At 71.1% G+C, this 23,085-nt stretch carries 22 protein-coding genes; 11 read left to right on the forward strand and 11 right to left on the reverse strand.

Features of this window, described 5'->3' with window-relative positions:
- The first annotated feature begins 98 nt into the window (after positions 1 to 98).
- The 5 genes from Aph01nite_RS03870 to Aph01nite_RS03890 all read left to right on the forward strand — a co-directional run bounded on the left by Aph01nite_RS03870 (position 99) and on the right by Aph01nite_RS03890 (position 4,886).
- Positions 99 to 2,240, forward strand: coding sequence for a molybdopterin-dependent oxidoreductase (locus Aph01nite_RS03870; protein ID WP_204039311.1), 2,142 nt, complete (start codon positions 99 to 101; stop codon positions 2,238 to 2,240).
- Between the two features lie 51 nt (positions 2,241 to 2,291).
- A complete protein-coding gene (locus Aph01nite_RS03875; protein WP_204039312.1) occupies positions 2,292 to 2,894 on the forward strand; it encodes an HD domain-containing protein in 603 nt (200 codons plus the stop codon).
- A gap of 47 nt (positions 2,895 to 2,941) precedes the next feature.
- The gene (locus tag Aph01nite_RS03880) at positions 2,942 to 3,841 is read left to right on the forward strand and encodes a Rieske (2Fe-2S) protein (protein ID WP_204039313.1); all 900 of its coding nucleotides are present in this window, start codon (positions 2,942 to 2,944) and stop codon (positions 3,839 to 3,841) included.
- Positions 3,842 to 3,856: 15 nt separating this feature from the next.
- Positions 3,857 to 4,612 carry a sulfite exporter TauE/SafE family protein gene (locus Aph01nite_RS03885; RefSeq protein ID WP_204039314.1) on the forward strand — a complete coding sequence of 252 codons (756 nt, stop codon included), beginning with the start codon at positions 3,857 to 3,859 and terminating at the stop codon, positions 4,610 to 4,612.
- Positions 4,613 to 4,676: 64 nt separating this feature from the next.
- Positions 4,677 to 4,886 (forward strand): DUF8836 family protein, encoded by a 210-nt coding sequence (locus Aph01nite_RS03890; RefSeq protein WP_239161379.1) that lies wholly within the window; start codon positions 4,677 to 4,679, stop codon positions 4,884 to 4,886.
- A 74-nt stretch (positions 4,887 to 4,960) separates the two neighbouring features.
- On the opposite strand, the gene Aph01nite_RS03895 is transcribed toward Aph01nite_RS03890, so the two are convergent.
- Together Aph01nite_RS03895 and Aph01nite_RS03900 are read right to left on the reverse strand one after the other, a co-directional pair.
- Complete coding sequence (locus Aph01nite_RS03895; RefSeq protein ID WP_204039316.1) at positions 4,961 to 5,992, reverse strand: SPFH domain-containing protein; 1,032 nt, start codon at positions 5,990 to 5,992, stop codon at positions 4,961 to 4,963.
- 74 nt (positions 5,993 to 6,066) lie between these two features.
- Positions 6,067 to 6,855 (reverse strand): ABC transporter ATP-binding protein, encoded by a 789-nt coding sequence (locus Aph01nite_RS03900; RefSeq protein ID WP_204039317.1) that lies wholly within the window; start codon positions 6,853 to 6,855, stop codon positions 6,067 to 6,069.
- A 70-nt stretch (positions 6,856 to 6,925) separates the two neighbouring features.
- Between Aph01nite_RS03900 and Aph01nite_RS03905 the strand changes: the two genes are divergently transcribed.
- Positions 6,926 to 7,726, forward strand: a complete 801-nt coding sequence (locus Aph01nite_RS03905; RefSeq protein WP_204039318.1) for an Rv1486c family protein — start codon at positions 6,926 to 6,928, stop codon at positions 7,724 to 7,726.
- Here the strand turns inward: Aph01nite_RS03905 and Aph01nite_RS03910 are convergent.
- Positions 7,713 to 9,881: a WD40 repeat domain-containing serine/threonine protein kinase gene (locus tag Aph01nite_RS03910; RefSeq protein WP_204039319.1), complete on the reverse strand. Its 2,169-nt coding sequence runs from the start codon at positions 9,879 to 9,881 to the stop codon at positions 7,713 to 7,715. The genes Aph01nite_RS03905 and Aph01nite_RS03910 overlap by 14 nt on opposite strands.
- 134 nt (positions 9,882 to 10,015) lie before the next feature.
- Here Aph01nite_RS03910 and Aph01nite_RS03915 point away from each other — a divergent pair, with 134 nt between their 5' ends.
- Positions 10,016 to 10,708 (forward strand): hypothetical protein, encoded by a 693-nt coding sequence (locus Aph01nite_RS03915; RefSeq protein WP_204039320.1) that lies wholly within the window; start codon positions 10,016 to 10,018, stop codon positions 10,706 to 10,708.
- 243 nt (positions 10,709 to 10,951) lie between these two features.
- Here Aph01nite_RS03915 and Aph01nite_RS03920 read toward each other — a convergent pair whose 3' ends face one another.
- Both Aph01nite_RS03920 and Aph01nite_RS03925 read right to left on the reverse strand, forming a co-directional pair.
- Positions 10,952 to 11,587: a response regulator gene (locus Aph01nite_RS03920; RefSeq protein WP_204039321.1), complete on the reverse strand. Its 636-nt coding sequence runs from the start codon at positions 11,585 to 11,587 to the stop codon at positions 10,952 to 10,954.
- 70 nt (positions 11,588 to 11,657) lie between these two features.
- The gene (locus Aph01nite_RS03925) at positions 11,658 to 12,797 is read right to left on the reverse strand and encodes a GAF domain-containing sensor histidine kinase (RefSeq protein WP_204039322.1); all 1,140 of its coding nucleotides are present in this window, start codon (positions 12,795 to 12,797) and stop codon (positions 11,658 to 11,660) included.
- Between the two features lie 161 nt (positions 12,798 to 12,958).
- Here Aph01nite_RS03925 and Aph01nite_RS03930 point away from each other — a divergent pair, with 161 nt between their 5' ends.
- The 3 genes from Aph01nite_RS03930 (at position 12,959) to Aph01nite_RS03940 (ending at position 15,304) form a co-directional block, all read left to right on the forward strand.
- A complete protein-coding gene (locus tag Aph01nite_RS03930) occupies positions 12,959 to 13,621 on the forward strand; it encodes an SDR family NAD(P)-dependent oxidoreductase (RefSeq protein ID WP_204039323.1) in 663 nt (220 codons plus the stop codon).
- On the forward strand, positions 13,618 to 14,616 hold the full coding sequence (locus Aph01nite_RS03935; RefSeq protein WP_204039324.1) for an S-adenosylmethionine:tRNA ribosyltransferase-isomerase: 999 nt from the start codon (positions 13,618 to 13,620) through the stop codon (positions 14,614 to 14,616). The genes Aph01nite_RS03930 and Aph01nite_RS03935 overlap by 4 nt, the downstream gene beginning before the upstream one ends.
- A gap of 151 nt (positions 14,617 to 14,767) precedes the next feature.
- Positions 14,768 to 15,304 carry a DUF11 domain-containing protein gene (locus Aph01nite_RS03940; RefSeq protein WP_204039325.1) on the forward strand — a complete coding sequence of 179 codons (537 nt, stop codon included), beginning with the start codon at positions 14,768 to 14,770 and terminating at the stop codon, positions 15,302 to 15,304.
- Between the two features lie 71 nt (positions 15,305 to 15,375).
- Here Aph01nite_RS03940 and Aph01nite_RS03945 read toward each other — a convergent pair whose 3' ends face one another.
- From Aph01nite_RS03945 to Aph01nite_RS03960, 4 genes are read right to left on the reverse strand one after another with little or no spacing between them, the layout of a single operon-like run.
- On the reverse strand, positions 15,376 to 16,419 hold the full coding sequence (locus tag Aph01nite_RS03945; protein ID WP_204039326.1) for an ABC transporter permease: 1,044 nt from the start codon (positions 16,417 to 16,419) through the stop codon (positions 15,376 to 15,378).
- The gene (locus tag Aph01nite_RS03950) at positions 16,416 to 17,321 is read right to left on the reverse strand and encodes an ABC transporter ATP-binding protein (RefSeq protein WP_204039327.1); all 906 of its coding nucleotides are present in this window, start codon (positions 17,319 to 17,321) and stop codon (positions 16,416 to 16,418) included. Before Aph01nite_RS03950 ends, Aph01nite_RS03945 begins: the two co-directional genes overlap by 4 nt.
- An 11-nt stretch (positions 17,322 to 17,332) precedes the next feature.
- Entirely contained in the window at positions 17,333 to 18,253 is a 921-nt protein-coding gene (locus Aph01nite_RS03955; protein ID WP_204039328.1) for a lysophospholipid acyltransferase family protein, read from the reverse strand.
- Positions 18,250 to 19,035 (reverse strand): GNAT family N-acetyltransferase, encoded by a 786-nt coding sequence (locus Aph01nite_RS03960; protein WP_239161380.1) that lies wholly within the window; start codon positions 19,033 to 19,035, stop codon positions 18,250 to 18,252. The genes Aph01nite_RS03955 and Aph01nite_RS03960 overlap by 4 nt, the downstream gene beginning before the upstream one ends.
- Positions 19,036 to 19,251: 216 nt before the next feature.
- Between Aph01nite_RS03960 and serB the strand changes: the two genes are divergently transcribed.
- Positions 19,252 to 20,469 carry a phosphoserine phosphatase SerB gene (serB, locus tag Aph01nite_RS03965; RefSeq protein WP_204039329.1) on the forward strand — a complete coding sequence of 406 codons (1,218 nt, stop codon included), beginning with the start codon at positions 19,252 to 19,254 and terminating at the stop codon, positions 20,467 to 20,469.
- Between the two features lie 4 nt (positions 20,470 to 20,473).
- On the opposite strand, the gene Aph01nite_RS03970 is transcribed toward serB, so the two are convergent.
- Both Aph01nite_RS03970 and Aph01nite_RS03975 read right to left on the reverse strand, forming a co-directional pair.
- Entirely contained in the window at positions 20,474 to 22,570 is a 2,097-nt protein-coding gene (locus Aph01nite_RS03970; RefSeq protein ID WP_204039330.1) for an FUSC family protein, read from the reverse strand.
- 4 nt (positions 22,571 to 22,574) lie between these two features.
- Positions 22,575 to 23,030: a SixA phosphatase family protein gene (locus tag Aph01nite_RS03975; protein ID WP_204039331.1), complete on the reverse strand. Its 456-nt coding sequence runs from the start codon at positions 23,028 to 23,030 to the stop codon at positions 22,575 to 22,577.
- Positions 23,031 to 23,085: the final 55 nt, after the last annotated feature.

Consider the following 23,085-nt stretch of genomic DNA (forward strand, 5'->3'; position numbering starts at 1 on the left):
CCGCCTTGGCGTACCGCGGGGGCGCCAGGGCGCCCGGAAGCCCCAGAACAGAGCTATATTCCGTTCTGGGGCTTCCGACCTTCCACGGAGGAGCGCACATGAGCACCGTCTTCCGCACCTGCCCGCTCTGCGAGGCCGTCTGCGGCCTCACGATCACCCTGGATGACGCCGGCCACGTCACCGACGTGCGCGGCGACCGCGAAGACCCGTTCAGCAAGGGCTTCATCTGCCCGAAGGGCGCCTCGCTGGGCCGCCTGGACGAGGACCCCGACCGCCTGCGCGCCCCGCTCGTCCGGGACGGCGACCAGTGGCGGGAGGTCTCCTGGCCGGAGGCGTTCGCCGCCGTCGAGCGCGGCCTGGCCGCCGTACCCGGCCCCGCCCGGGCCGTCTACCTGGGCAACCCGAGCGCCCACACCATGGCCGGCGCCCTGTACGGCGGCGCCGTCATCCGCAGCCTCGGCACCCGCAGCGTCTTCTCCGCCAGCACCGCCGACCAGATGCCCAAACACGTCTCCTGCGGGCTCATGTTCGGCCACCCGCTGACCATCCCGGTGCCCGACCTGGACCGCACCGGTTACCTGCTCATGCTGGGCGCCAACCCGCTGGAGTCCAACGGCTCGCTCTGCACCGCGCCCGACTTCCCCGGCCGGCTGAAGGCCATCAGGAAGCGCGGCGGGCGCCTGGTCGTCGTCGACCCGCGCCGGACCCGTACCGCCGACCTGGCCGACGAGCACGTCTTCGTCCGGCCCGGCACCGACGCCTACCTGCTCGCCGGCATCGCCCACACGCTCTTCGCCGAGGACCTGGTCACCGTGGACGTGCCGGTCAACGGCCTGGCCGAGGTCGCGGAGGCACTACGGGACTTCACCCCCGAGACGGCCGCCCAGGCGTGCGGGGTGCCCGCCGACGTGATCGTACGGCTCGCGCGCGAGCTCGCCGCCGCCCCGGCCGCCGCCGTGTACGGCCGGATCGGCACCTGCACGGCCGAGTTCGGCACCCTCACCCAGTGGCTGGTGGACGTGCTCAACGTGCTCACCGGCAACCTGGACCGGCCGGGCGGGGCCATGTTCCCGCGGCCGGCGACCGAGGGGGCGCGGCGGCGTAAGCCGTACGCGACGGGGCGGTGGCACAGCCGGGTGCGGGGGCTGCCGGAGGCCAACGGGGAGCTGCCGGTGGCGGCGCTGGCCGAGGAGATCGAGACGCCGGGCGAGGGGCAGGTCCGGGCGCTGATCACGATCGCCGGGAATCCGGTGCTGTCGGCGCCCAACGGGGCCCGGCTGGACCGGGCGTTCCGCGGGCTGGAGTTCATGGTGAGCGTCGATCCGTACCTGAACGAGACGACGAAGCACGCGCATGTGATCCTGCCGCCGCCGCGCATCCTCAACGCCGGGCATTTCGACTTCGCGCTGCTGGGCTTCGCGGTGCGCAACTACGCCAGGTACTCGCCTCCGGCGTTGCCCTCGGACGGCGCGCCGCCCGAGACCGAGATCCTGGCCCGGCTCGCGATGATCGCCTCCGGGCAGGGCGCGGACGCCGACCCGGCCCTGCTGGACGAGCTGATCCTGGACGGCCTGCTCCGCGACACCGGCGATCCCGCCGAGCGGCGGGCCGCGCTGGACGGCTCCTCGGGCGCGGAGCAGCGGCTCGACGCCATGCTCCGCCTCGGCCCGTACGGTGAGTGGTCCGGCGGCGGGGACCTGTCCCTGCGCAAACTCCTGGACAACCCGCACGGCCTCGACCTGGGCCCGCTGGAGCCCCGCCTGCCGGGCAACCTGGCGACCGCCTCCGGCCGCGTCGAACTCGCCCCCGCCCAGATCCTGTCCGACCTGGTACGGCTCCGCGCCCGCCTCACCGCCGACACCCCCGAGTTCCTGCTCATCGGACGGCGGCACCTGCGCTCCAACAACAGCTGGCTGCACAACGTGGGCCCGCTGGTCGGCGGCACCAACCGCTGCACGTTACAGATCAACCCGGCCGACGTGGCCCGGCTGGGGCTCGGCCGGGAGGCGGTGGTGCGCTCGGCCAAGGGCACGCTGACCGTGCCGCTGGAGCCGACCGACACGATCATGCCGGGGGTGGTCAGCCTGCCCCACGGCTGGGGCCATGAGGGCAGCTCACAGGCGGTCGCGGCCAAGAACGCGGGCCTGAACGTCAACGTGCTCACCGACGAGGACGTGATCGACCCGCTCTCCGGCAACGCCGTCTTCAACGGTGTCCCGGTGGTGCTGACGACGCCATGATCTCCTAACCCCGGCCACCGGGCGTGATCACGGCGGTTTAGGCTTGCGCAGGTGACCACCGCGCACCACGAGGACCGCCTGCACGCCCAGATCGCGTTCATCCTGGAGATCGACAAGCTCAAGCGCGTGCTGCGGCGCAACCTGCTCATGGACGGCTCCCGGCGGGAGAACGACGCCGAGCACTCCTGGTACCTGGCCATGCTGGCCCTGGTCCTGGCCGAGCACGCCGAGCCCGGCGTGGACCTGGGCCGGGTGGTCCGCATGCTGCTCGTGCACGACATCGTGGAGATCGACGCGGGCGACACCTTCATCTACGACGTGGTCGCGGTGGAGGCGCAGGCGGCGGCCGAGATCGCGGCGGCCGAACGCCTCTTCGGGCTGCTGCCGGAGGAGCAGGCGCGTGAGTTCCGTGCGCTCTGGGAGGAGTTCGAGGCCCGTGAGACGCCTGAGGCGCGGTTCGCGAAGGCGCTGGACCGGCTGGCGCCGATGATGGCCAACCACCACAACGAGGGCGGCACCTGGGCGCTGTACAGGGTGACGGCGCGGCAGGTCCTGGAGAAGGTCGCGCTCATCACGGACGGCTCCCCGAGGCTGGGCGCCTTCGCGACGGACCTGGTGGAGACCTCCGTGGCGCGGGGGCACCTCCAGCCCTGATGTTCGTGCCCTGGACGTGGGGGTACGTCGGTCAGGGGGTGAAATCGATGGATAAATCGACCGAACCACGCCGGTCAAACCGGTTCACGCTGCTCGCACCGCCCGGGGACACCCTGGACCGGCTGGAGCACACCCGCCGGCTCGACCCGCCGATCAGAGGGCTCGCGAAGGCCGTACGGGCCAGGATCAGGCCGGGGAAGCTGCGGGATCTGCTCCACGGGGTGCCGATCGGGCATCCGCTCCACCCGGCGCTGGCCACGTTCACACTGGGGTCCCTGATCAGCACGTCCGTCCTGGACCTGACCTCGGCGAATCCGCGCGCGGCGCGGCGACTGCTGGCGGCCGGGCTGGTGACGGCGCTGCCCACGGCGATGGCGGGCGTGACCGACTGGTCCACCCTCCACCGCGAGCAGCAGCGGGTCGGCTTCGTCCACGGGCTCGCCAACCTGACGGCGCTCTGCCTCTACTCCGGATCCCTTTTCCTGCGGGTCACCGGGCGTTCCGGCCGGGCCATGGCCTTCGCGGGCCTGGGGGCGGCCGGGCTGGCGGGGTATCTGGGCGGGCATCTGGCCTACCGCCAGGCCGCGGGGGCCAATCACGCCGAATCGGTCACCCACCTGGTGCCCACCGGCTGGCACGACCTCTGCTCCCTGCAGAGCCTGCCGCACGGCCGTCCGGTCATCCGCCGCCTCGGCTACATCGACCTCTTCGTGCTGCGGCTGAAGGAGACCGTGCACGTGCTCGCCGACGGCTGCTCGCATCTGGCCGGTCCGCTCCATCAGGGCCGGCTCGCCATCGAGGGCGGCAATCCCTGCGTCATCTGCCCCTGGCACGGCAGCGTTTTCCGGCTCAGCGACGGGTCCGTCGTGCACGGCCCGGCGACCTCTCCCCAGCCCTGCCTGCGAACCCGCCTCCGGGAGGATGGCATAGTCCAGGTTTGTGTGTAGCGGGACGAGAATTTTGTGACGCCCCTTGAGGCGCTCGCGGTTTTCGCGGCGGGAGTCGCGGCCGGTGGGATCAACGCCGTGGTCGGGTCGGGATCGTTGATCACGTTCCCGACGCTGCTGGCGGTGGGTTATCCGCCGATCGTGGCGAACGTGTCGAACAACGTCGGACTGGTTCCCGGCGGCGTCACCGGCGTACTGGGCTACCGGGCCGAGTTGCGCGGGCAGCGGGCCCGGCTGCTGCGGCTCGGGGCCGGGTCGGTGGCCGGGGCGCTGGTCGGGGGATTGCTGCTGCTCCGGCTGCCGGAGCAGGCGTTCCAGGTGATCGTGCCGGTGCTCATCGCGGTGGCGTGCGTGCTGGTGGTGGCGCAGCCGAAGCTCAACGTCTGGCTGGCCGAGCGGCGGCCGCACACGCACCCGCACGGCGGTCCGTGGCTCTGGCTGGGCGTGTTCGGGGCCGGCATGTACGGCGGCTACTTCGGCGCGGCGCAGGGAGTCGTGCTGATCGGGCTGCTGGGGGTCTTCCTGGACGAGGGGATCCAGCGGATCAACGCGGCCAAGAACCTGCTCTCACTGCTGGTCAACACCGCGGCGGCGCTGCTCTTCATCGTCATCGCCCAGGTCGACTGGGCGGCGGTGGCGCTGATCGCGGTCGGGTCCGCGCTGGGGGGCTTCGTGGGCGCCCGGGTCGGGCGGAAACTGCCCGCCGTGGTCCTGCGGGTGCTGATCGTGGTGGTGGGCGTCACCGCGATCGTTAAGCTCCTCACATCCTAAAAAATGCGTACAAATGCTCGAATGTGGGTATGACTCTGGTGTGAAAGGGGATCGAGTAGAAATCGTGATCGATGCGGGAGGCACCCCGCGCACCTACGAAGTCGTCGCCACCAAGGCCGGCCGTCGCGTCGAGGTGACCACCGGCCGCGGCATCGTCGAAGTCAGCGAAGTCACCAGGAACGGAACCCCTGTCCGTACCGCCCGTTTCATGTCCAACCGCATTCTCGCCCTGGTCGAGCACCCGGTGGACGACGGCCCCGCCCCGGCTCATTGACGAGAAAACCGTCCCATAGACAGCCGTATGGCCCTGACCAGGCGATTCTGTCCAGATCACAACTTTCTCATTGATTAGGAACCCTGGGACGGCTCTCCGGGGAGCGCGGCCGGGCTGGAGGCGCGCCCGAGCTCCGGGTCCCGCGAAGGCACGGGCGGCGCGGGCGGGCCGGCGATGCGGCCGATCTCCCCGTCCCGTGACGGCTGATCTCTCTGGTTGAACAGCCCGCCCAGGTTCTCCAGCGCCCGGCCCATCTCCGAGGGGACGATCCAGAGCTTGTTGGCGTCGCCCCTGGCGATCTCGGGGAGGGTCTTCAGGTACTGGTAAGCGAGCAGGCGGTCGTCGGGCGCGCCGTCGTGGATGGCCTTGAAGACCATCGCGATGGCGTCCGCCTCACCTTTGGCGCGCATCGCCTTGGCCTCGGCGTCCGCCTGGGCGCGCAGCACGACCGCCTCGGCCTCGCCGCGGGCCTTGAGCACAGCCGCTTCGCGTTCGCCCTGCGCGGTGAGGATGGCCGACTGCTTGTTGCCCTCGGCGGTGAGGATGGCGGCGCGCTTGTCCCGGTCGGCGCGCATCTGCTTCTCCATCGAATCCTGGATGGAGGCCGGCGGGTCGATCGCCTTGAGCTCGACGCGGTTGACGCGGATGCCCCATTTGCCGGTGGCGTCGTCCAGCACCCCGCGCAGTTCGGTGTTGATCTCCTCGCGCGAGGTGAGCGTACGCTCCAGGTCCATGCCGCCCACGACGTTCCGCAGCGTCGTCACCGTCAGCTGCTCCACCGCGACGATGAAGCTCGCGATCTCGTACGTGGCCGCCTTCGGGTCGGTGACCTGGAAATAGATGACCGTGTCGATGGACACGACCAGGTTGTCCGAGGTGATCACCGGCTGCGGGGGGAATGTGACGACCTGCTCGCGGAGGTCCACCTCGACCTTGATCCGGTCGATGAACGGCACCACGATGTTGAGACCGGCGTTGAGGGTGCGGTGGTAGCGGCCGAACCGCTCCACGATCCTGGAGGTGGCCTGCGGGACGATTCTGATCGTCCTGGCCAAAGCGAAGCCAGCGACACCAACCACGATCAGGGCGGCGATGAGCTCAACCATGCTCCACTCCAGTCTTTTGACCCCGGCTGGAATGCTATTTGGTTTTGCTGATTCGTGTGGATTAAGCCGACATATCAAAAAGGCCGCGCATACCACCGGCCATTGTCGCCGCGGTCCAGGCTGAGCGGCACGCCGAACGTCTTGGACAGATTGTCGGTGGTCATGACCTGCTCCAGCGGCCCCTGCGCCACGACCGAGCCGTGCCGCAGCAGCATCCCGTGGGTGAAGCCAGCGGGCACCTCCTCCACGTGGTGGGTGACCAGCACCATCGTGGGCGAGCGCGAGTCAAGGGCCAGCGCGGACAGCCGCCGGACCAGGTCCTCGCGGGCGGCCACGTCGAGACCGGCGGCGGGCTCGTCCAGCAGCAGCAGTTCAGGGTCCGGCATGAGCGCACGAGCGATCTGTACGCGTTTGCGCTCCCCCTCCGACAGCGTGCCGAACCGGCGCCGGATCAGGTGCGCGCAGCCCAGCTGGTCGATCAGTTCGACCGCGCGGGTGACGTCGTTGGAGTCGTACTCCTCCGTCCAGCGGCCGAGAATCGCGTACGAGGCGGTCAGCACGAGGTCGATGACCTTCTCCTCCGGCGGCACCTTCTCGGCCAGCGCCGAACTGGCCAGCCCGATCCTGGGCCGCAGCTCGAACACGTCGGTCTGGCCCAGACGCTCGCCGAGGATCTCCACCGAGCCTTCGGTGGGGAACAACAACGCCGCCGCGACCTGCAGCAACGTCGTCTTGCCCGCGCCGTTGGGGCCGATCACCACCCAGCGTTCGTCCTCACGCACCGCCCAGTCGATGCCGCGCAAGAGCGCCGCCCCGTCTCTCCGGACGGCCACGTCCTGCAGCCGAAGCACCTGACCGCCCACGACGGTCCCCCTCCCGATCGAACCAGCTCTAGCAAAACCTATTGCAGGACGAGCGCATATCGTGGATCGGGTGCGCACCGATTCACCGATCTCACCCACCCTCGTCGCCTGGGCCAATGCCTGGCTGACCGGGCACGTCGGGCTGGACGAGGCCGTGGACCGGGTCGAACGCGCCGCGGGCCCGCAGCTCGTGGCCGTCCCCGTGGACGCGTCCCCAGCCACCGAAGCGGGGCATCACCCCGAACTTTCCGCGCCCGCCGACCTCACTGTGGCGGAAGTCACCGACGTGCCGCTGCGCGGGTTCCTGGCGGACCTGCGCGCGGACGGGCTGACCTCGTTCCGGCTGGCGCTGCCCGCGCCCGGCGACCCGCTGGGGCTGACCGGGCCGCCGCCGTTCACCCGCGCGGCGCTGGACGCCGGGCAGGCGGCGATCGCCGTCCTGGCCGGCCGGCGGCTCGGGCTGGTGCCGGCCGCCGACCGGCGCGGCTCCTCCTACGCGGGCGTCCGGTGGACGGCCATGCCCGCCGCCCCCAACGACGCGGACATCCCGCAGCTGGCCGAGGCCGAGCACGCGCTCACGCTCACCATGCGCTCGGCCACCGACGCGCTGGTCGGCGTGGACGGCCCCGCGCAGGGTTTCCCCTCGCTGGACGGCGCCGACGAGGCCCTCGCCCCCGGCTACCCCGGCAGGGCGCACCGGCTGGGCGCGCTGGCCTCCCGGCTCGCGCTCGCGCTGCGCCTCGCCGAGGAACGCGGCCTCACCTCCGGGCAGCTCACCGCCCGCGGTCAGGCCCTGCGCGACCTCGACCGCGCCGTACGGCGGGCCAGGGTCGCGGCCCACCACGCGATCGTGGAGCTCAGGACTCCCTGACCGCCCAGACCTTGAGACGGCGGTCCTTGCCGGCGGACACGATGACGTGCTCGCCGTCGAGTTCGACCAGGTCCACGGAGAGCACGCCGCCCTTGTGCGCCTTGATCGCCTTGCCGAGCGCCCGGTACGTCTCCAGGTCCCACAGCCGGATCGTGCCGTCGGTGCTGCCGGACACCAGGACCGGATGCCCGCTCACCACCCCGAAGGAGAGCGAGTAGACGTTGTCCTTGTGCCCGGTGAGGGTCTTGCCGACGGCCTTGCCCGTCTTGGCGTCCCAAATCCTGATCTTGTTGTCCTCACCGCCGGAGGCGATCACATCCCGGCCGTCCACCACGCCCGCCGTCACCGAGTAGACCGGCTTCTTGTGCGCACGGAAGGTCGCGCCGACGCGTTTGCGGGTGGCGGCGCTCCACATCCGGAGGGTACGGTCCTCGCTGGCCGAGATGATGACGCTCTTGCCGTCCCGCTTGCCGAGGGTCAACCAGTTGATCACGTTCTTGTGCGCGGCGATGGCGCGGCCGATGGGCTTGCGCTTCTTCAGGTCCCACATGCGGATACGGCCGTCGGCGCCGCCGGAGACCGCCACCCACCTGGAGCCGACCTTGCCTACGGCGACCGCGTAGACCGCGTCGGAGTGGCCCCGCATCGGGCCGCCGACCGCCTTGCGCTTCTTGAGGTCCCAGACCCGTACGGTGCCGTCGCGGCTGCCGGTGACCGCCAGGGCGCGCCCGTCCACGTTGGCGGCGGCCACCGCGTACACCTCGTCGAAGTGGCCGGTCATGGGTTTGCCGATGGATTTGTGGCTGTCGGCGTTCCAGAGGCGTACCTGGCGGTCCAGGCCGGTGGAGACCAGGACGGGGGTGCCGCCGACGGTCGTGGCGGCCACGGAGTAGACCGCGCCCCGGTGGCCGGAGAGCGCCTTGCCGATCTCCTTGCCCACCGCGGGCGGCGGCGTCGGCGTCGCGACGGGGGTCGGTGTGGGCGTCGGCGTGGGCGTCGGGGCCGGCTCGTTCGGCTGTGGGAGGGCGACGGCGGAGGAGGTGACCTCGACGCCCTGCGGCTCCACCGCGGGGTCGTCGCCGGAGAACACGGACGGGACGACGAACAGCGCGGTGGCGGCCAGCGCCAGGACCACCGCGAGACCGCCCGCCACCAGCCTGGAGTGGTTCTTCCGCGGCGGATCTTCGTCCGGGAAGAACACCGGGTCGGGCCGCCGGTGGTTGACGGTGACCGAATGGTCCCCCTCCTCCGGCACGTACGACGGCGACGCGAACGGGGTCGGCGCGGCGGGCGGGGGCGCGGCCAGTTGGAGGCCCGCCGTCATCGAACGTTCGAGGTCCTCGCCCTGCTGGTCGAGCAGCTTGAACAGGGCCTCGGCGGCGCTCGGCCGGTCGTCCGGCTGCTTGGCCAGGCAGGCCTGCACCAGCGGGCGCAGCGTGTCGGGCAGCCCCGAGACGTCGGGCTCCTCGTTGATCACCCGGTAGATCACGGCGGGCAGGCTGTCGAACCCGAACGCGGGCCGGCCGGTCGCCGCGAAGATCATGGTGACGGCCCAGCTGAACATGTCCGACGGCGGCCCCACCCGCTGCGCGCCGATCTGCTCGGGCGACATGTACGCGGGCGTGCCCACCACCCCGCTGGACAGCGTCATCGAGGAGTCCAGCGCCCGCGAGATACCGAAATCGATCACCCGCGGCCCGTCGGGCCCGAGCAGCACGTTGCTCGGCTTGAAGTCGCGGTGCACGATCCCGGCCCGGTGGATGGCGGCCAACGCGGTGATCGTCCCCACCGCCAGCCGGTACAGCGCGCCGTCCCGGCGCGGCCCCTCGTCCTGCACGATCCGCTGGAGCGAGACCCCCTCGACCAACTCGCTCACGATGTACGGGTGGTCGCCGTCCATGTGCGCGCCGAGCACCCGGGCGGTGCAGAACTGGGCGACCCGCCGGGCGGCCTCCACCTCCCGGATGAATCCGTCGGCGTCGTCCGCGCTGCGTTCGCCGATCCGGGCCCGGAGCAGTTTGATCGCCACCGCGGCGCCGTCGGGGGCGGTCCCCGCGTACACCACGCCCTGCGCGCCCTCGCCCAGCCGTCCGACCAGGCGGTAGGCCCCCAGCGAGGTCGGATCTTCGGGACGGAGTGGTTGTGTGTACGCCACGTCGGGCTTCCCCCATCATCCCGAATCTCGAAATTTACCACCAAGATTGTAGTGAGAGAAGATCGCCTTCCTCATTCCAAAGTGATAATCATCGGATATACGGGGATTACCATGACTCATCCAACGGAGACTCCATGCGCCGCACTGCCGGCATGCTCGCAGGGCTCGCCTTCTTAGTTCCGCTCGCCGCGACGCCCGCCACCGCCAAGACGGCCGCCACCACGACTGCCACCACGACTGCCACCGCCGCCGTCACCGCCGCGAAGACGTCCGCGGCCGCCGCGGGGAAGCGCGAGCCCTACGCCAACTTCAAGATCCACCACGTGAGCTACCCGAAGAAGGCCAAGGCGGGTAGCAAGATCACATACAGCTTCCAGATCACCAATGTCGGCCCGCACAGCGCCGACTACTACTACATCGGCGGCATCCTGCCCAAGGGCATCGTGAGCAAGCTCAAATGGGGCGGCCCGAAGGGCACCGACTGCCTCTGGGAGGGCCGCGAGTTCTGGTGCTGGCCGCCGCCGATCCTCTACCCCAACCCGGCGGAGAACCAGACCGACACCACCTGGCTGACCATCCAGGTCACCCTGCTGAAGGGCACCCGGGGCACCGCCACGGCCAAGCTCGGCGCCATCACCTACGACGTCCCCACCGGCGCGGAGAACCTGGACAAGCGCCAGCTCAAGGAGCTCGGCATCGACGGCTGGATCACCACCAGAACCGTCAAGACCAAGATCGTCGCCCCCGGCTCCCGCGTCTACGTGCCCCCGCCCCCCAAGCCCACCCCCAGCCGCACCCCCGACCGCAACCGCAAGAAGGGCACCTGACCCCCAGCCCTGAACCGGGGAATCCAGCCCCTCCCACCCGGCCGTCCGCTCTCACGAGCACGGCTACCCGGACACGCCCACCCCGGCCACCGTCCTCGCGAACAGCGGATTAACGAGGTCGTATTAACGAGAAACCCGTCCCATAGACAGCCGCACGCCCCCTGACCAGGCGGTTCTCCGCGACGGCTGTCCGGATCACGACTTTCTCGTTAATAGCTCACACCCGCCGACAACGAGGCGCAATCAGGCCAGTCCATGGCGGACCGCGTAGAGGGCGGCCTGGGTTCGGTCCTGGACGCCCAGTTTCATGAGGACGTTGGAGACGTGGGTCTTGACGGTCTTCTCGGCGACGTGGAGTTCGCGGGCGATCTCCCGGTTGGACCGGCCGGCGGCGATGAGGCAGAGAACCTCGCGTTCGCGGTCGGTCAGCAGGACCGGGGTCGCGGGAGGGTCGGGCCGCGGGCCGTCGAGCATGGCGTCGGCGGCCTCGGGAGCCAGCAGGACCTGGCCGCCGTGGACCGTGCGGATGGCGCGGACCAGGGCGGCCGGGTCCACGTCCTTGTAGAGGAAGCCGGCGGCCCCGGCGCGCATGGCCGGAGCCACGTCCGCGCGGTCGCTGACCGAGGTGAGCACGATGGCGCGCACCTTCAGATCCCGGGAAGCCAGGTCCCGTAGCGCGCCGAGGCCGTCCAGCCGGGGCATCTTCAGGTCCAGCAGGAGCACGTCGGGATCGAGCGACGCCGCCAGGGCCACGGCCTCCTCGCCGTCCGCGGCCTCGCCTACCACCTCGATGTCGCCCTGGACCTCCAGGAACGTCCGCAGACCCTGACGCACGATCGGATGGTCGTCGGCGATCAGCACGCGGATGACGTCGCTCATACCGGCACCACCAGCCGCACCGCCGTCCAGCCCCACGGTTCAGGGGTCACATCGAAGGAGATGACGTCGCTCATACCGGCACCACCAGCCGCACCGCCGTGCCGCCCGACGGGTTCGGGGTGATGTCGAGGGAGCCGCACGCGGACTCGGCGCGGTCGCGCATGGAGGCCAGCCCGAGGCCGCGGGACTCGCTGTCGACCAGGTCGAAGCCCTTGCCGTCGTCGGAGATCTCCAAGGTGAGCCGGGAATCCGCGCGGGTGAGCGCGACGGTGATCACGCAGGAGCCGGCGTGCCGGAGCGCGTTGTGCAGGGCCTCCTGGGCGACCCGGAGCACGGCCACCTCCGCGGCCGGGGACAGGTCCTCCGGCAGCTCGCCCTCGGCGGCGAAGGAGATCTGGACCGGATGCAGCCGATCCAGCAGGGCCACGTGTTTGCGCAGGGTCTCCACCAGGCCGTGACGGTCCAGCTCGGCGGGCCGCAGCTCGACGATGACCGCGCGCAGTTCGGCGAGGGCCTCCCCGGCCAGCCGCTGGACCAGGTCCAGTTCGCGGGCCGCCCGCTTCGGATCGGACTCCAGCAGCGCCGCGGCCGCGCGGGCGGTCAGCCGGAGCGAGAACAGCTTCTGGGTGACGGCGTCGTGCAGCTCCTGCGCCATCCGGGTGCGTTCCTCGACGACGGTGAGCTCGCGGCTCCGCTCGTACAGCCGGGCGTTGATGAGGGCGATCGCGGCGTGCGCGGCGAACAGGGTGAGCAGTTCCTCGTCGGCGGCGGTGAAGCCGCCGGGAGTGCGCTTGTTGGCCAGGAAGATGATCCCGAGAACCTGGTCCCCGTCCAGGATCGGCACCCCGAGGAAGTCCTTCAGCACCGGATGCGCCTTCGGCCACCACTCGAAGCGCGGGTCGCGTCTCAGGTCGGGCAGCCGCACCGGCGCGCCCTCGCGCAGCATCGCGCCGAGCATGCCGTGCTGCCGCGGCGTCGGGCCGATGGCCTCCCACTGCTCGTCGGAGATCCCCTCGGCCACGAACTGCGCGAACGCCCCCTGGTCGTCGGGCACCCCCAGCGCCGCATACCGCGCGTCCAGCAGCCGGCTGGCCGAGCGGACGATCACCTGGAGCACCTCCCGGGCCGACAGATGCCGGGTCACCGCGAGCACGGCCGAGCTCACGGCGTGCAACACCGCGTCCCGCTCCCCCGAGTCCACTCCCGCCATGCCCTCACCCTAGGCCGCCGCACCGACATTCTCCTCGGCCATTCTCCTCGGCCGTACGGCCTAGGCCGATGAGCCCCCGGCCGCCGGACCTTCCGCCCGATGTGCGCGAATCCCCGGATTCCTAGCGTGAAAGCTCCCAGGAACTCCCAGGAGGGTGTGACATGAAGCACGCACTGATCACCGGCGCGTCGCGTGGGCTCGGCCTCGCTCTGGCCCGGGCGCTGGCCGCCGAGGGCTGGTCGCTCACGCTGACCGCGCGCGGCGCGGCGGACCTGCACGCCGCCGCCGCGGAACTGGGCGCGACCGCCATCCCCGGCGACGTCACCGACGCGGCGCACCGGGAGCGGCTGGCGCGAGCCGTACCGGAACTGGATCTGCTGGTGAACAACGCGAGCGGGCTGGGGCCCGTGCCGTTGCCGGTGCTGGCCGACTATCCCGTGGACGGGCTGCGGGAGGTGCTGGAGTCGAACGTGCTCGCGCCGCTGGGGTTGATCCAGGCGACCCTGCCCGCGCTGCGGGAACGGAAGGGCGCGATCATCAACATCTCCTCGGACGCGGCCGTGGAGGCGTACGAGGGCTGGGGCGGTTACGGCGCGAGCAAGGCGGCCCTGGAGCAGCTGTCGCACGTGCTGGCCGCCGAGGAGCCGGACGTGGCGGTCTGGTGGGTGGACCCGGGCGAGATGCGGACCGGGATGCTCGCCGACGCGATCGGCGCGGAGGAGGCCGCCACCGCCGACGAACCGGAGGCGGTCGCGCCCGCCCTGGTCACGCTGCTCGAACGCCGCCCGGCCAGCGGCCGGTTCACCCGGGACGGCCTGGCATGAGCATCGACTTCGCCCTCCCGCCGGTACGGGAGGCGCACGAGCCGCCGGAGGCGCGCGGCCTGGCCAGGGACGCCGTCCGGCTGATGGTCTCGCGCCGGGACACCGGCGAGATCACCCACCACACGTTCACCGACCTGCCCTCCATCCTCACGCCGGGCGACCTGCTGGTGGTCAACAACTCCGCGACGCTGCCGGCCGCCGTCCGGCTGGACCGGCTGGCCGTGCACTTCTCCACCGAACTCCCGTCCGGCGAGTGGCTGGTGGAACTGCGCCGCCGTACGCCTGCCGCCACCGAGCCCTACGCGGGTGGCGCCCCCGGCGAGTGGCTGCCGCTGCCCGGCCGGGCCACCCTGCGCCTGATCGCCGCCGAGACCTCCCGCCTGTGGCGCGCCCGCCTCGACCGCGACGTGCCCGCCTACCTGGCCAGGTACGGCACCCCGATCCGCTACTCCTACGTCGAGCAGGACTGGCCGCTGGAGCACTACCAGACCGTGTTCGCGGTCGAACCGGGCAGCGCGGAGATGCCCAGCGCGGGCCGCCCGTTCACCGCGGCGCTGGTCACGGGCCTGGTCTCCCGGGGCATCACGGTGGCCCCGATCACGCTGCACACCGGAGTCGCCTCCCCGGAGAAGGACGAACCCCCGTATCCCGAACGCTTCGCCATCCCCGAGCGGACCGCGCGCCTCGTCAACCTGACCCGCGCGTCCGGCGGCCGGGTGATCGCGGTCGGCACCACGGTGGTCCGCGCCCTGGAGACGGCGGCCCTGGACGGACCGGTCCGGGCGGTCTCCGGCTGGACCTCCCACATCGTCACGCCGGCCGAAGGCGTACGCGCGGTGGACGGGCTGGTCACCGGCCTGCACGAGCCGCGCAGCAGCCACCTGATGATGCTCTCGGCGGTCGCCGGGGCCGACCTGGTGGCGGCGTCGTACGCGGAGGCGCTGGCCGAGGGATACCTGTGGCACGAGTTCGGGGACGTCCACCTGCTGCTCTAGTCGGTGACAAGACCGCTCCAAGTGGGCTGAGGGACGATACGAATCGAAAGCAAAAGTTGTTTACGTTTTGCGTCAAAGACTGATAAAAAGCTTTCCGGTTGATTTTGGGGGCATTTCTGACCCCCCCTTCGTCCTCCCTGGAGACATCCTCATGCCTCACCCGATCGTCAAGATCGCAAGTTTCGTGCTCGCTCCCGTCGTGGGCGCGGCCCTGTTCGCGACCGCGCCGGCGGCGGCCAAGGCCGACGACCCGTTCTCGGTCTTCAAGATCTCCAACGTGAAGTACACCAAGAAGGCCAAGGCCGGCGGCTGGGTCAAGTACTCGTTCCGGGCCACCAACACCGGCCCGCACGCCGCGGACTACTACTGGATCGGCGGCACCCTGCCCAAGGGCGTCGACACCAAGAAGAAGCTGTACTGGAGCGGTCCCGAGGGCACCGAGTGCGACTGGGCCGGCCGTGAGTTCTGGTGCTGGACCCCGCACATCCTCGAGGTGGACGAGAGCGACACGCTCTCCGTGCGCTTCCGCCTCAAGAAGAACGTCCGCGGTTACCAGTACGGCGAGGTCGGCGCCATCGCGTACGACGTGCCGACCGGCGCCGGCGACTTGGACCGGCAGCGCCTGAAGGAGCTCGGCATCAAGGGCTGGGTCTTCACCAAGAAGGTCCGCACCCTCGCCGTGAAGTAAAGCCGTGAAGTGAACGAGTCGCTCGCCCAGGCACCGGGCGAGCGACTCGTTTCACTTTTGAAAGGGGATTCCTAAACGTCGTCCCAGCGGAACAGCAACACCGCGATAAGCCCGATGACCAGGCCGAACCCGAGAATGATGCCGAGTTCCGGCAGAATGCTCGCCGGTCCCTGCCCGCGCACCATGACGTCGAGCATGCCCTCGTTGAGATGCTTCATCGGGAAGATGTTGGACACCGTCCGTACCCACGCGGGGGCCGCGTCCAGCGGGAAGAACGTCCCCGACAGGAACGCCATCGGCAGCACGATCAGGTTGGCGATGCCCGCCGCCGCCTCGGACGTCTTGGCCACGCCGCCGGCCACCATGCCGATGGCCATGAACACCAGCGTCCCGGCGATGACCATCGGGATGCACATCCACCAGTAGTCGGACAGCCGCAGCCCGAACATCGGCAGGCTGGCCACCCCCAGGAAGATCGCCGTCTGCACCAGCGCGATGGCGACGCTCGCCCCCACCCTGGCCGACACCACCGTGGTCGTGCGCACCGGGGCCAGCCGCAGCCGGCGCAGGGTCTTCTTCTGCCGCCAGGTCACCAGCGTCATGGCCGCGCCGAAGGTGGCGCCCATGGAGATGGCCCAGCTGAGCAGTCCCGGCGTCACGTACTGGATGACCTTCAGGGACTTGTCCTCGACCTGCTCGGCCTCCAGGGTGAAGCGCTGCGGGACTCCGGCGGCGTTGGCCTGGCCGATGAGCTGGCCGAAGACGCCCCGGACCGTACCGGCCCTGACCTGGTCGGCGGCGGTGTAGAAGAGCTGGTAGCGGTCGCCCTCCTGGCGTACCACGGCCACGAAGTCGCCCTGGCGGACCTCCTCCTGGGCGGCGGCGAGATCGTTGCGCCTGGTGATGTCCAGGATCTCGCCGAGCCCCTGGGACTGGTCCAGGACCGCCACCGGGCCGACCTGGATGATCTTCGATTTGGAGACGCCCTGGTTGGTCAGGAGCGCGCCGAACAGCACCAGGAACATGAGGGGGAACAGGATCGTGAAGAAGACGCTGGTCTTGTCGCGGACGAAGCCGAGCAGCATGGCCCGGGAGAGCGACCTGAAGGGGCTCACGCGCGGTACTCCCGTCCGGTGAGGTGCAGGAAGACGTCTTCGAGGGTCGCGCCCCTGACCTGGATGCCGGTCAGCAGGTTCCGTTCGGCCAGCTCCGCCAGGACCGGCGCGGGCGTGCGGGTGGCGATGGTCAGCGAGACGCCGTCGTCGGTCACGGTCGCGTCGGGGCCGGCGAGTTCCTGGGCGGCGGCCACGGCGACGACGCCGGTGGCGAGGCTGATGTGGGTGGCGCTGTCCAGCCCGCGCACGAGCGCGGCCGGCGGGCCCAGCTCCAGGATCTTGCCGTGGTCCATGATGGCCACCCGGTCGCAGAGCGACTCGGCCTCGTCCAGATAGTGCGTGGTCAGCACGACGGTACGGCCGGTCGAGTTGATCGAACGCAGCAGATCCCACAGGTTGCGGCGGGCCTGCGGGTCGAGTGAGGCGCTCGGTTCGTCCAGGAACAGCACCTCGGGGTCGTGCACGAGGGCGCAGGCGATGGACAGGCGCTGGGCCTGCCCGCCGGACAGTTTCTCCGACTGCGTGCCGGCCTTGTCCTCCAGGCCGACGACGGTCAGCATCTCGTCGGCCTTCCTGGCCGGGATGCCGTACAGCGAGGCGAACGTGCGGATCTGCTCACGTGCCGTCAGGCGTTCGAAGAACGAGGACGCCTGGAGCTGCACCCCGATCTTGGGGAGCAGGCGGGGGTTGCGCGGCCACGGCGACATGCCGAGCACCTCGACGGTGCCGGCGTCCGCCTGCCGCAGTCCCTCGATGATCTCCAGCGTGGTTGTCTTTCCCGCGCCGTTGGGGCCGAGGATTCCGAAGAACTCGCCCTGCTCGACGGAGAAGGACACGCCGTCCACGGCATGGACGTCGCCATACCGTTTCCGGAGGTCCTGCACGATGATTGTTTGCCCCATATTTGCCTAGATTAGGCGATCATCTGACGCTCATGCGCTCCCGGTGGCGTTCCGTGCAATGCCGTACGGACCTGGGCTTCCGCGACCGACGCGAGGGCCTTCCTGGCCTCGTGGGGGCGGCCGGCGGGCGACAGCCGTACCGGGGGGAAGAGGGTGACGGTGACGGTGAGGTCCCTGGTGCCGGCCACCCGCAGGATCGAGCCGACCAAGGTGTCGCCGCCGACGTAGCAGGGCCTGGCCGAGGTGACCGCCCGCTCGCGGTAGTGGATGGTGGCCGGGCGTACGGCGGCGTCCGCGTTCAGCGCGGCCTGGAACACCGCGGGACGGAACGGGCCCATCTCGCCGCCGCACCAGGTGGTTCCCTCCGGAAAGGCGACCACGGTGTCGCCGGCGCGCAACGCCGAGGCCACGCCCTCGACCGCCTCCGGCAGCGCCAGCAGCCGGTCCCGGTGGATGAACAGCACCCCCGCGCCCCGCGCCAGGGTACGGATCAGCGGCCACTCCCCGACCTCGCTCTTGGCCAGCGGCCGGCACGGGAGGGTCGCCGCCATGACCAGGGGATCCAGCCACGAGATGTGGTTGGCCACCAGCAGCGTGCCGTCGCCGGACGGGACCGCGCTGACCGTGGGCGCGCCGCCCAGGACCGAGAAGCCCCGGCTGGCCAGCACTTTTATGCCGAGCGCCCAGAGCAGTAGCCGCGCCCAGACCTGGGTGACCCTGGCCCGCGTGACCGGGTCGAACCGCCGCGCCACCAGGGCGACGGGAACACCGCCGAGCAGCACCGCCGCGGCGCTCACGATCCGGCCCAGCAGGCGCAGCGGCGACGCCGCCGACCGGGCGGGGCTGACGCACGTGGACGGCTGGCACGGCGCCAGCGGCTGCCACGGCGTGACCGACGGAGGAATGGACGGGGGAATGAAGGTGACTGTCATGGCTCGCCCAGGAAGTGCCGGAGGTAACGGGTGTCGACGTTGGCCAGCGAGAGCAGCACGAAGAAGTCGGCCGTGCCGAACTCGGGGTCGTGCGCGGGCGGCCCGCACACCCAGCCGCCCAGCCGCAGGTAGCCGCGCAGCAGCGACGGCATCACGAAACGCTCCGGCGCGCCGCCGCCCGACCACGGCCGGTGCGGCGTCACCCGGTACTCCTCCGGGCCGAGTTCGATGCGCTCGACCACCCCGGCCGCGGCGACGCCCCCGTCGTCCAGCGGCACCGAGCAGCAGCCGGCCAGCCACGAGTACCCGCCGTTCACCATGTAGTGCGCGATGCCCGCCCACATGAGCGCCATCACCGCGCCGGCTCGGTGGTCCCGGTGCACGCAGGTCCTGCCGACCTCGACCAGGCCGCCGCGGATGGCCGCCAGCTTGCCCAGGTCGAACTCGCCGTCGGAGTAGAGCCGGTCCACGCGACCGGGCGGGAGCAGCCGGTACGTGCCGACCACCTCGGTGCCGCTGCGGACCAGCAGGTGGTCGCAGTAGGCGTCGAACCGGTCCACGTCCAGCCCCGAGACGGGCGAGTCCAGCGTGGCGCCCATCTCGCCGGCGAACACCTCGTGCCGGAGCCGCTGCGCGGCCTGCACGTCCGCGGCCGTACGGGCCAGGCTGACGGTGTAGCGGCCGCGCGCGTCCGCCAGGTTGATGGTCATCTCCTTGGACGACCGCGTCGCCATGACCACCGCCGGGCTCACCCGGGTCCCGTTCGACGAGGTCACGGGCATCTCGACCATGGTGCTACGCCGCGAATCGCCCGGACCGGCCGGTGTGGTAAGGGGAGTTTTGTTTTGCATGGAGACATGACGACATGCGGACATGACGGTCAGTTCTCCGGTTGGCGTTGCGGATGCGTCCGGATGGTGAACCTGGTGCGCAGGCACGGAACGGAGACCAGTAGCGTTGAGACGTCGTACGTTCCCCGCTCCTTTGCAGAGATCCGGATGAACCAGCGCACCCTTCTGATCACGCTCACCGGCCCCGACCGGCCCGGCGTCACCTCAAGACTTTTCACCGTACTCGCGGGCTTTCCCGTCACCGTCGCCGACGTCGAGCAGGTGGTGATCCGGAAACGGCTCACCCTCGGCGTCCTGGTGGCGTACTCGGGCGGGCCCTCGACCGGCACCGGCGGCACAATCGGCGGCCTGTGGACCGCCATCGAGCAGGTGGCCGCCGACCTTGACATGGATCTGGAGTTGACCACCGGCACCGCCTCCAAGGAGAAGCGCCCCCGCGGGCGGCTGCACATCACCGTGCTCGGCGAGCCGCTCCTGCCGTCCGCGATGGCCGGGATCGCCGGCCGGATCGCCGCCAGCGGGGCCAACATCGACCGCATAGAACGGCTCTCCAGCTACCCGGTGACCTGCATCGAGATGGCCGTCTCCGGCGCCGACCCGGCCTCGCTCCGGGCCGAACTGGCCGCCGAGGCGCACCTGCAGCAGGTGGACGTGGCCGTGCAGCGCTGGGGCATCCACCGGCGGGCCAAGCGCCTCATCGTCATGGACGTGGACTCCACCCTCATCCAGGGCGAGGTCATCGAACTGCTGGCCAAGCACGCGGGCAACCTGGACGAGGTGGCCCGGGTCACCGAGGAGGCCATGCGTGGCGAACTCGACTTCACCGAGTCGCTCACCCGCCGGGTGGCCCTGCTCGAAGGGCTCCCGCAGGAGGTGTTCGAGAAGGTCACCAAGGAGGTCGTGCTCACCCCGGGCGCGCGGACCCTGGTCCGTACGCTCAAGCGGCTGGACTACCACTTCGCCATCGTGAGCGGCGGCTTCACCCAGATCACCGACGGCCTGGTAGCCGACCTGGGCATCGACTACTCGGCCGCCAACACCCTGGAGGTCGTGGACGGCCGCCTGACCGGGCGCGTCACCGGTGAGATCATCGACCGGCCCGGCAAGGCCAGAGCCCTGGAGCGGTTCGCCCTCCAGTCCGGCATCCCGCTCAGCCAGACGGTGGCCATCGGCGACGGCGCCAACGATCTCGACATGCTGGCCGCGGCCGGCCTGGGCATCGCCTTCAACGCCAAACCCGTCGTCCGCAAGGCGGCCGACACCGCGGTGACCGTGCCGTACCTGGACTCGATCCTCTACCTGCTCGGCATCTCCCGCGAGGAGGTGGAGGCCGCCGACGCCGAGGACGGCCTCACCGAGCCCTAACGGGTCACGTGGTCGTGCTCGCCTGGGTGACCAGCTGGGCGGAGCCCTCGTTGAGGGCACGCAGGGCGTGATCCGTGGCGGCGGCGTGGAGGAGCGCGCGGCGCACCTCCGTACGGCTGTCGCCCGGGTCGCTCGCCAGCTCGCCCAGCCGGCGGTCGGCGAGCCCGCCCAGCCAGCGGCGGAGCTCGGCGAGCCGGCTGTCCACGTCCCCGCCCGACTGGTACGGCTCGCCCATCCTGACGGCCTCCGCCCCGCCGGCCAGCCGGTCCGCCACCGCGTCGAGCACGGCCGGCGCGGGCCCGACCTCGCCGGGATCCTCACGCAGGACCGTGGTCACCGCGATCAGGTCGTCCCTGATCCGGCGCGCGGCGTCCAGGACGTCGTCCAGGTGCGCCGGCGGCACCGCGCCCGGTTCGTGCGCGATGGAGTCGGCCGCCTGGGCGACGGTCTCCGCCTCCCGGGCGGCCAGGCCGATGCGTTCCTCGGCCGAGCCCTCCGGCCGGTTGCCCCGGCTCACCTCGGCCACCATGCGGGTGGCCTCCGCATGCGACTCCACCAGCCGGGCCACCCGCTCGGCCAGCCGGACCGCCTCGCCGCGCGGCCACAGCAGGCGTGTGCAGGCGAGCGCGATCGCCACGCCGCACACGGTCAGCGCCACCCGCTCGGCGGCGGCGCTCGGCCCCAGCGGCGTCTGGAAGTCGACCAGCAGCAGCACGCACATGGTCATGAACGTCGCCCAGTACGCGTAGTGCACCGCCACCAGCCCGAACGCGAGCACGGCCGACGCCGCGACCACCACGATCGTCACCCACTCGCCCGGCGCGAGCAGCAGCACCAGCGCGGCCACCGCACCGCCGATCACGCTCCCGAGCAGCCGCGCCCAGACCTTTGTGAGCGTCTCCCCGTACGTGGGCTGGATCGTCAGCAGCACCGTCAGGGCCAGCCACTGCGCGTGGAACGGGTTGAACAGCACGATCGCCACGCACGCGATCAGCGTGCCGAGCGCGGCCCGCAGCATGTGCCTGATGTCGGGCCTGTCCAGGCCCATCCGCACCAGCCGCAGCCCGGCCCCGGGTGACACCTTCCACCGCAGCACGGGCGGTTCGGTCCATTCGGGCAGTTGCGGAATCACGATCACCGCGTCCGTGAGCCTACGGGCGGGCGCCTGGATGCTCGCCACGGCCTCCCGGATCCGGTCCGCGGCGTGATCGATCTGGCGGAGCAGCACCAGGCCGAGCAGCTCCCGCTCGTCGCCGGGCCCCTCCCCGCGCAGCTCGTCCACCCGGCCCGCGAAATCCACCGCGGGAACCTTCTCCTCCGGATGGAAGACCGACCGTACGGAGGCCGCCAGGGACTCCAGCAGGTCCGGCAGGGCGACGTGCTCCGGCGGGATCTGACGTTTGACCGCCTGGGCGAGATCGTGCAGGGCGACGGCCTCGTAGAAGACCCGTCTGAGGGCGGCGGTGATCTGCTCGGCCTCGCGGGAGCGGCGTTCCCAGCGGTGGCGGGCGCAGGCCGTACGGGCGCTCTGGAGGACGGAGGCGGCGCGGACCCGCTGCACACCCCAGGAACCGGAGTCGGAGAGCGTCAGCTCGACCAGGACGGCGACCTCCTCGGCCGCCTCGCTCAGCGTGCCGGGCAGCGGCCGGGTCCGCCGCCACGACCACGGCAGCGTGATCAGCACGGCCGCCAGCAGCCCGCCCAGAAGCTGGAACCCCAGATGCGCCAGCGGGTCCACCGGCACCGGCGTGGCCGCCGTGATCAGCAACGCGATGGCCGCCGTGGAGCCGACCATCGGCACCATGATGCCCACTGCGGCGACCAGCGGCGCGATCGGGATCAGCAGCCACCCGTGGTCCACGACCGCCATGCCGAGCAGCGTGCCGAAAGCCAGCGACAGAACCCCGGCCAGCATCGACACGGCCCCCACACCCGGCGGATCGGCGTTGGCCCGCAACGCCACCAGCCAGGCCCCGACGGCCACCACCCCACCGCGTACGGCATGCCCGCTCGCCACCCCCACGACCAGCGGAACCACCAGCGCGGCGGCGACCACCAGGCCGTAGCCGACGGCCAGTCCACTGTCGTCGAATCTGGCCACGGTGCTACGGCCGGTGCGTGTCCACCAGCGTGCCCGTGCCGGAATCGACCTCCGCCCACGGCCCGGGCAGCTCGATCACCGCGTACGCCCCCGGCGGGAAGGTCTCCACCTGGTGCCCGGTCAAGCCGATCACCAGCTCGTGCACGCTCGGATTGTGGCCGACCAGCACCAGCGTCCCCACGTCCGGGCCGACCTGCCGCAGCAGCACGAGCAGCTCGTCCGCGTACGCCTCGTAGATGTCCCGCTCCAGCTCCAGCGGCGCGGGAAGCCCGAGCAGCTCCGCCGTCTGGCGGGTCCGCTTGGACGAGGAGGACAAGATGAGATCCGGTTCGAGCCGGCCGATCAGCTCACCCGCTTCGCGCGCGTTGCGCTGCCCCCGGTTGGTCAGCCCGCGTTCGAAGTCCAGCACTCCCGGGGTGTGCTCCGCCTTCGCGTGCCGCAGCACGATCAACGTCTTCATGGCGCGCAGCGCTCTTCCATGCCCAAGATTCTATGAAGGCCGCCCGCACACGCGA

The sequence above is a fragment of the Acrocarpospora phusangensis genome (assembly GCF_016862995.1).
Classification (GTDB): domain Bacteria; phylum Actinomycetota; class Actinomycetes; order Streptosporangiales; family Streptosporangiaceae; genus Acrocarpospora; species Acrocarpospora phusangensis.

Excerpts from the sequence above, each read along its gene's own strand:
- Aph01nite_RS03895 (WP_204039316.1), bottom strand. The coding sequence starts at position 5,992 with ATGGTTGAGCTCATCGCCGCCCTGATCGTGGTTGGTGTCGCTGGCTTC.
- Aph01nite_RS03975 (WP_204039331.1), bottom strand. The coding sequence starts at position 23,030 with ATGAAGACGTTGATCGTGCTGCGGCACGCGAAGGCGGAGCACACCCCG.
- Aph01nite_RS03935 (WP_204039324.1), top strand. The coding sequence starts at position 13,618 with ATGAGCATCGACTTCGCCCTCCCGCCGGTACGGGAGGCGCACGAGCCG.
- Aph01nite_RS03930 (WP_204039323.1), top strand. The coding sequence starts at position 12,959 with ATGAAGCACGCACTGATCACCGGCGCGTCGCGTGGGCTCGGCCTCGCT.
- Aph01nite_RS03920 (WP_204039321.1), bottom strand. The coding sequence starts at position 11,587 with ATGAGCGACGTCATCCGCGTGCTGATCGCCGACGACCATCCGATCGTG.
- Aph01nite_RS03880 (WP_204039313.1), top strand. The coding sequence starts at position 2,942 with ATGGATAAATCGACCGAACCACGCCGGTCAAACCGGTTCACGCTGCTC.
- Aph01nite_RS03870 (WP_204039311.1), top strand. The coding sequence starts at position 99 with ATGAGCACCGTCTTCCGCACCTGCCCGCTCTGCGAGGCCGTCTGCGGC.
- Aph01nite_RS03955 (WP_204039328.1), bottom strand. The coding sequence starts at position 18,253 with ATGACAGTCACCTTCATTCCCCCGTCCATTCCTCCGTCGGTCACGCCG.
- Aph01nite_RS03925 (WP_204039322.1), bottom strand. The coding sequence starts at position 12,797 with ATGGCGGGAGTGGACTCGGGGGAGCGGGACGCGGTGTTGCACGCCGTG.
- Aph01nite_RS03915 (WP_204039320.1), top strand. The coding sequence starts at position 10,016 with ATGCGCCGCACTGCCGGCATGCTCGCAGGGCTCGCCTTCTTAGTTCCG.
- serB (WP_204039329.1), top strand. The coding sequence starts at position 19,252 with ATGAACCAGCGCACCCTTCTGATCACGCTCACCGGCCCCGACCGGCCC.
- Aph01nite_RS03940 (WP_204039325.1), top strand. The coding sequence starts at position 14,768 with ATGCCTCACCCGATCGTCAAGATCGCAAGTTTCGTGCTCGCTCCCGTC.
- Aph01nite_RS03950 (WP_204039327.1), bottom strand. The coding sequence starts at position 17,321 with ATGGGGCAAACAATCATCGTGCAGGACCTCCGGAAACGGTATGGCGAC.
- Aph01nite_RS03960 (WP_239161380.1), bottom strand. The coding sequence starts at position 19,035 with ATGCCCGTGACCTCGTCGAACGGGACCCGGGTGAGCCCGGCGGTGGTC.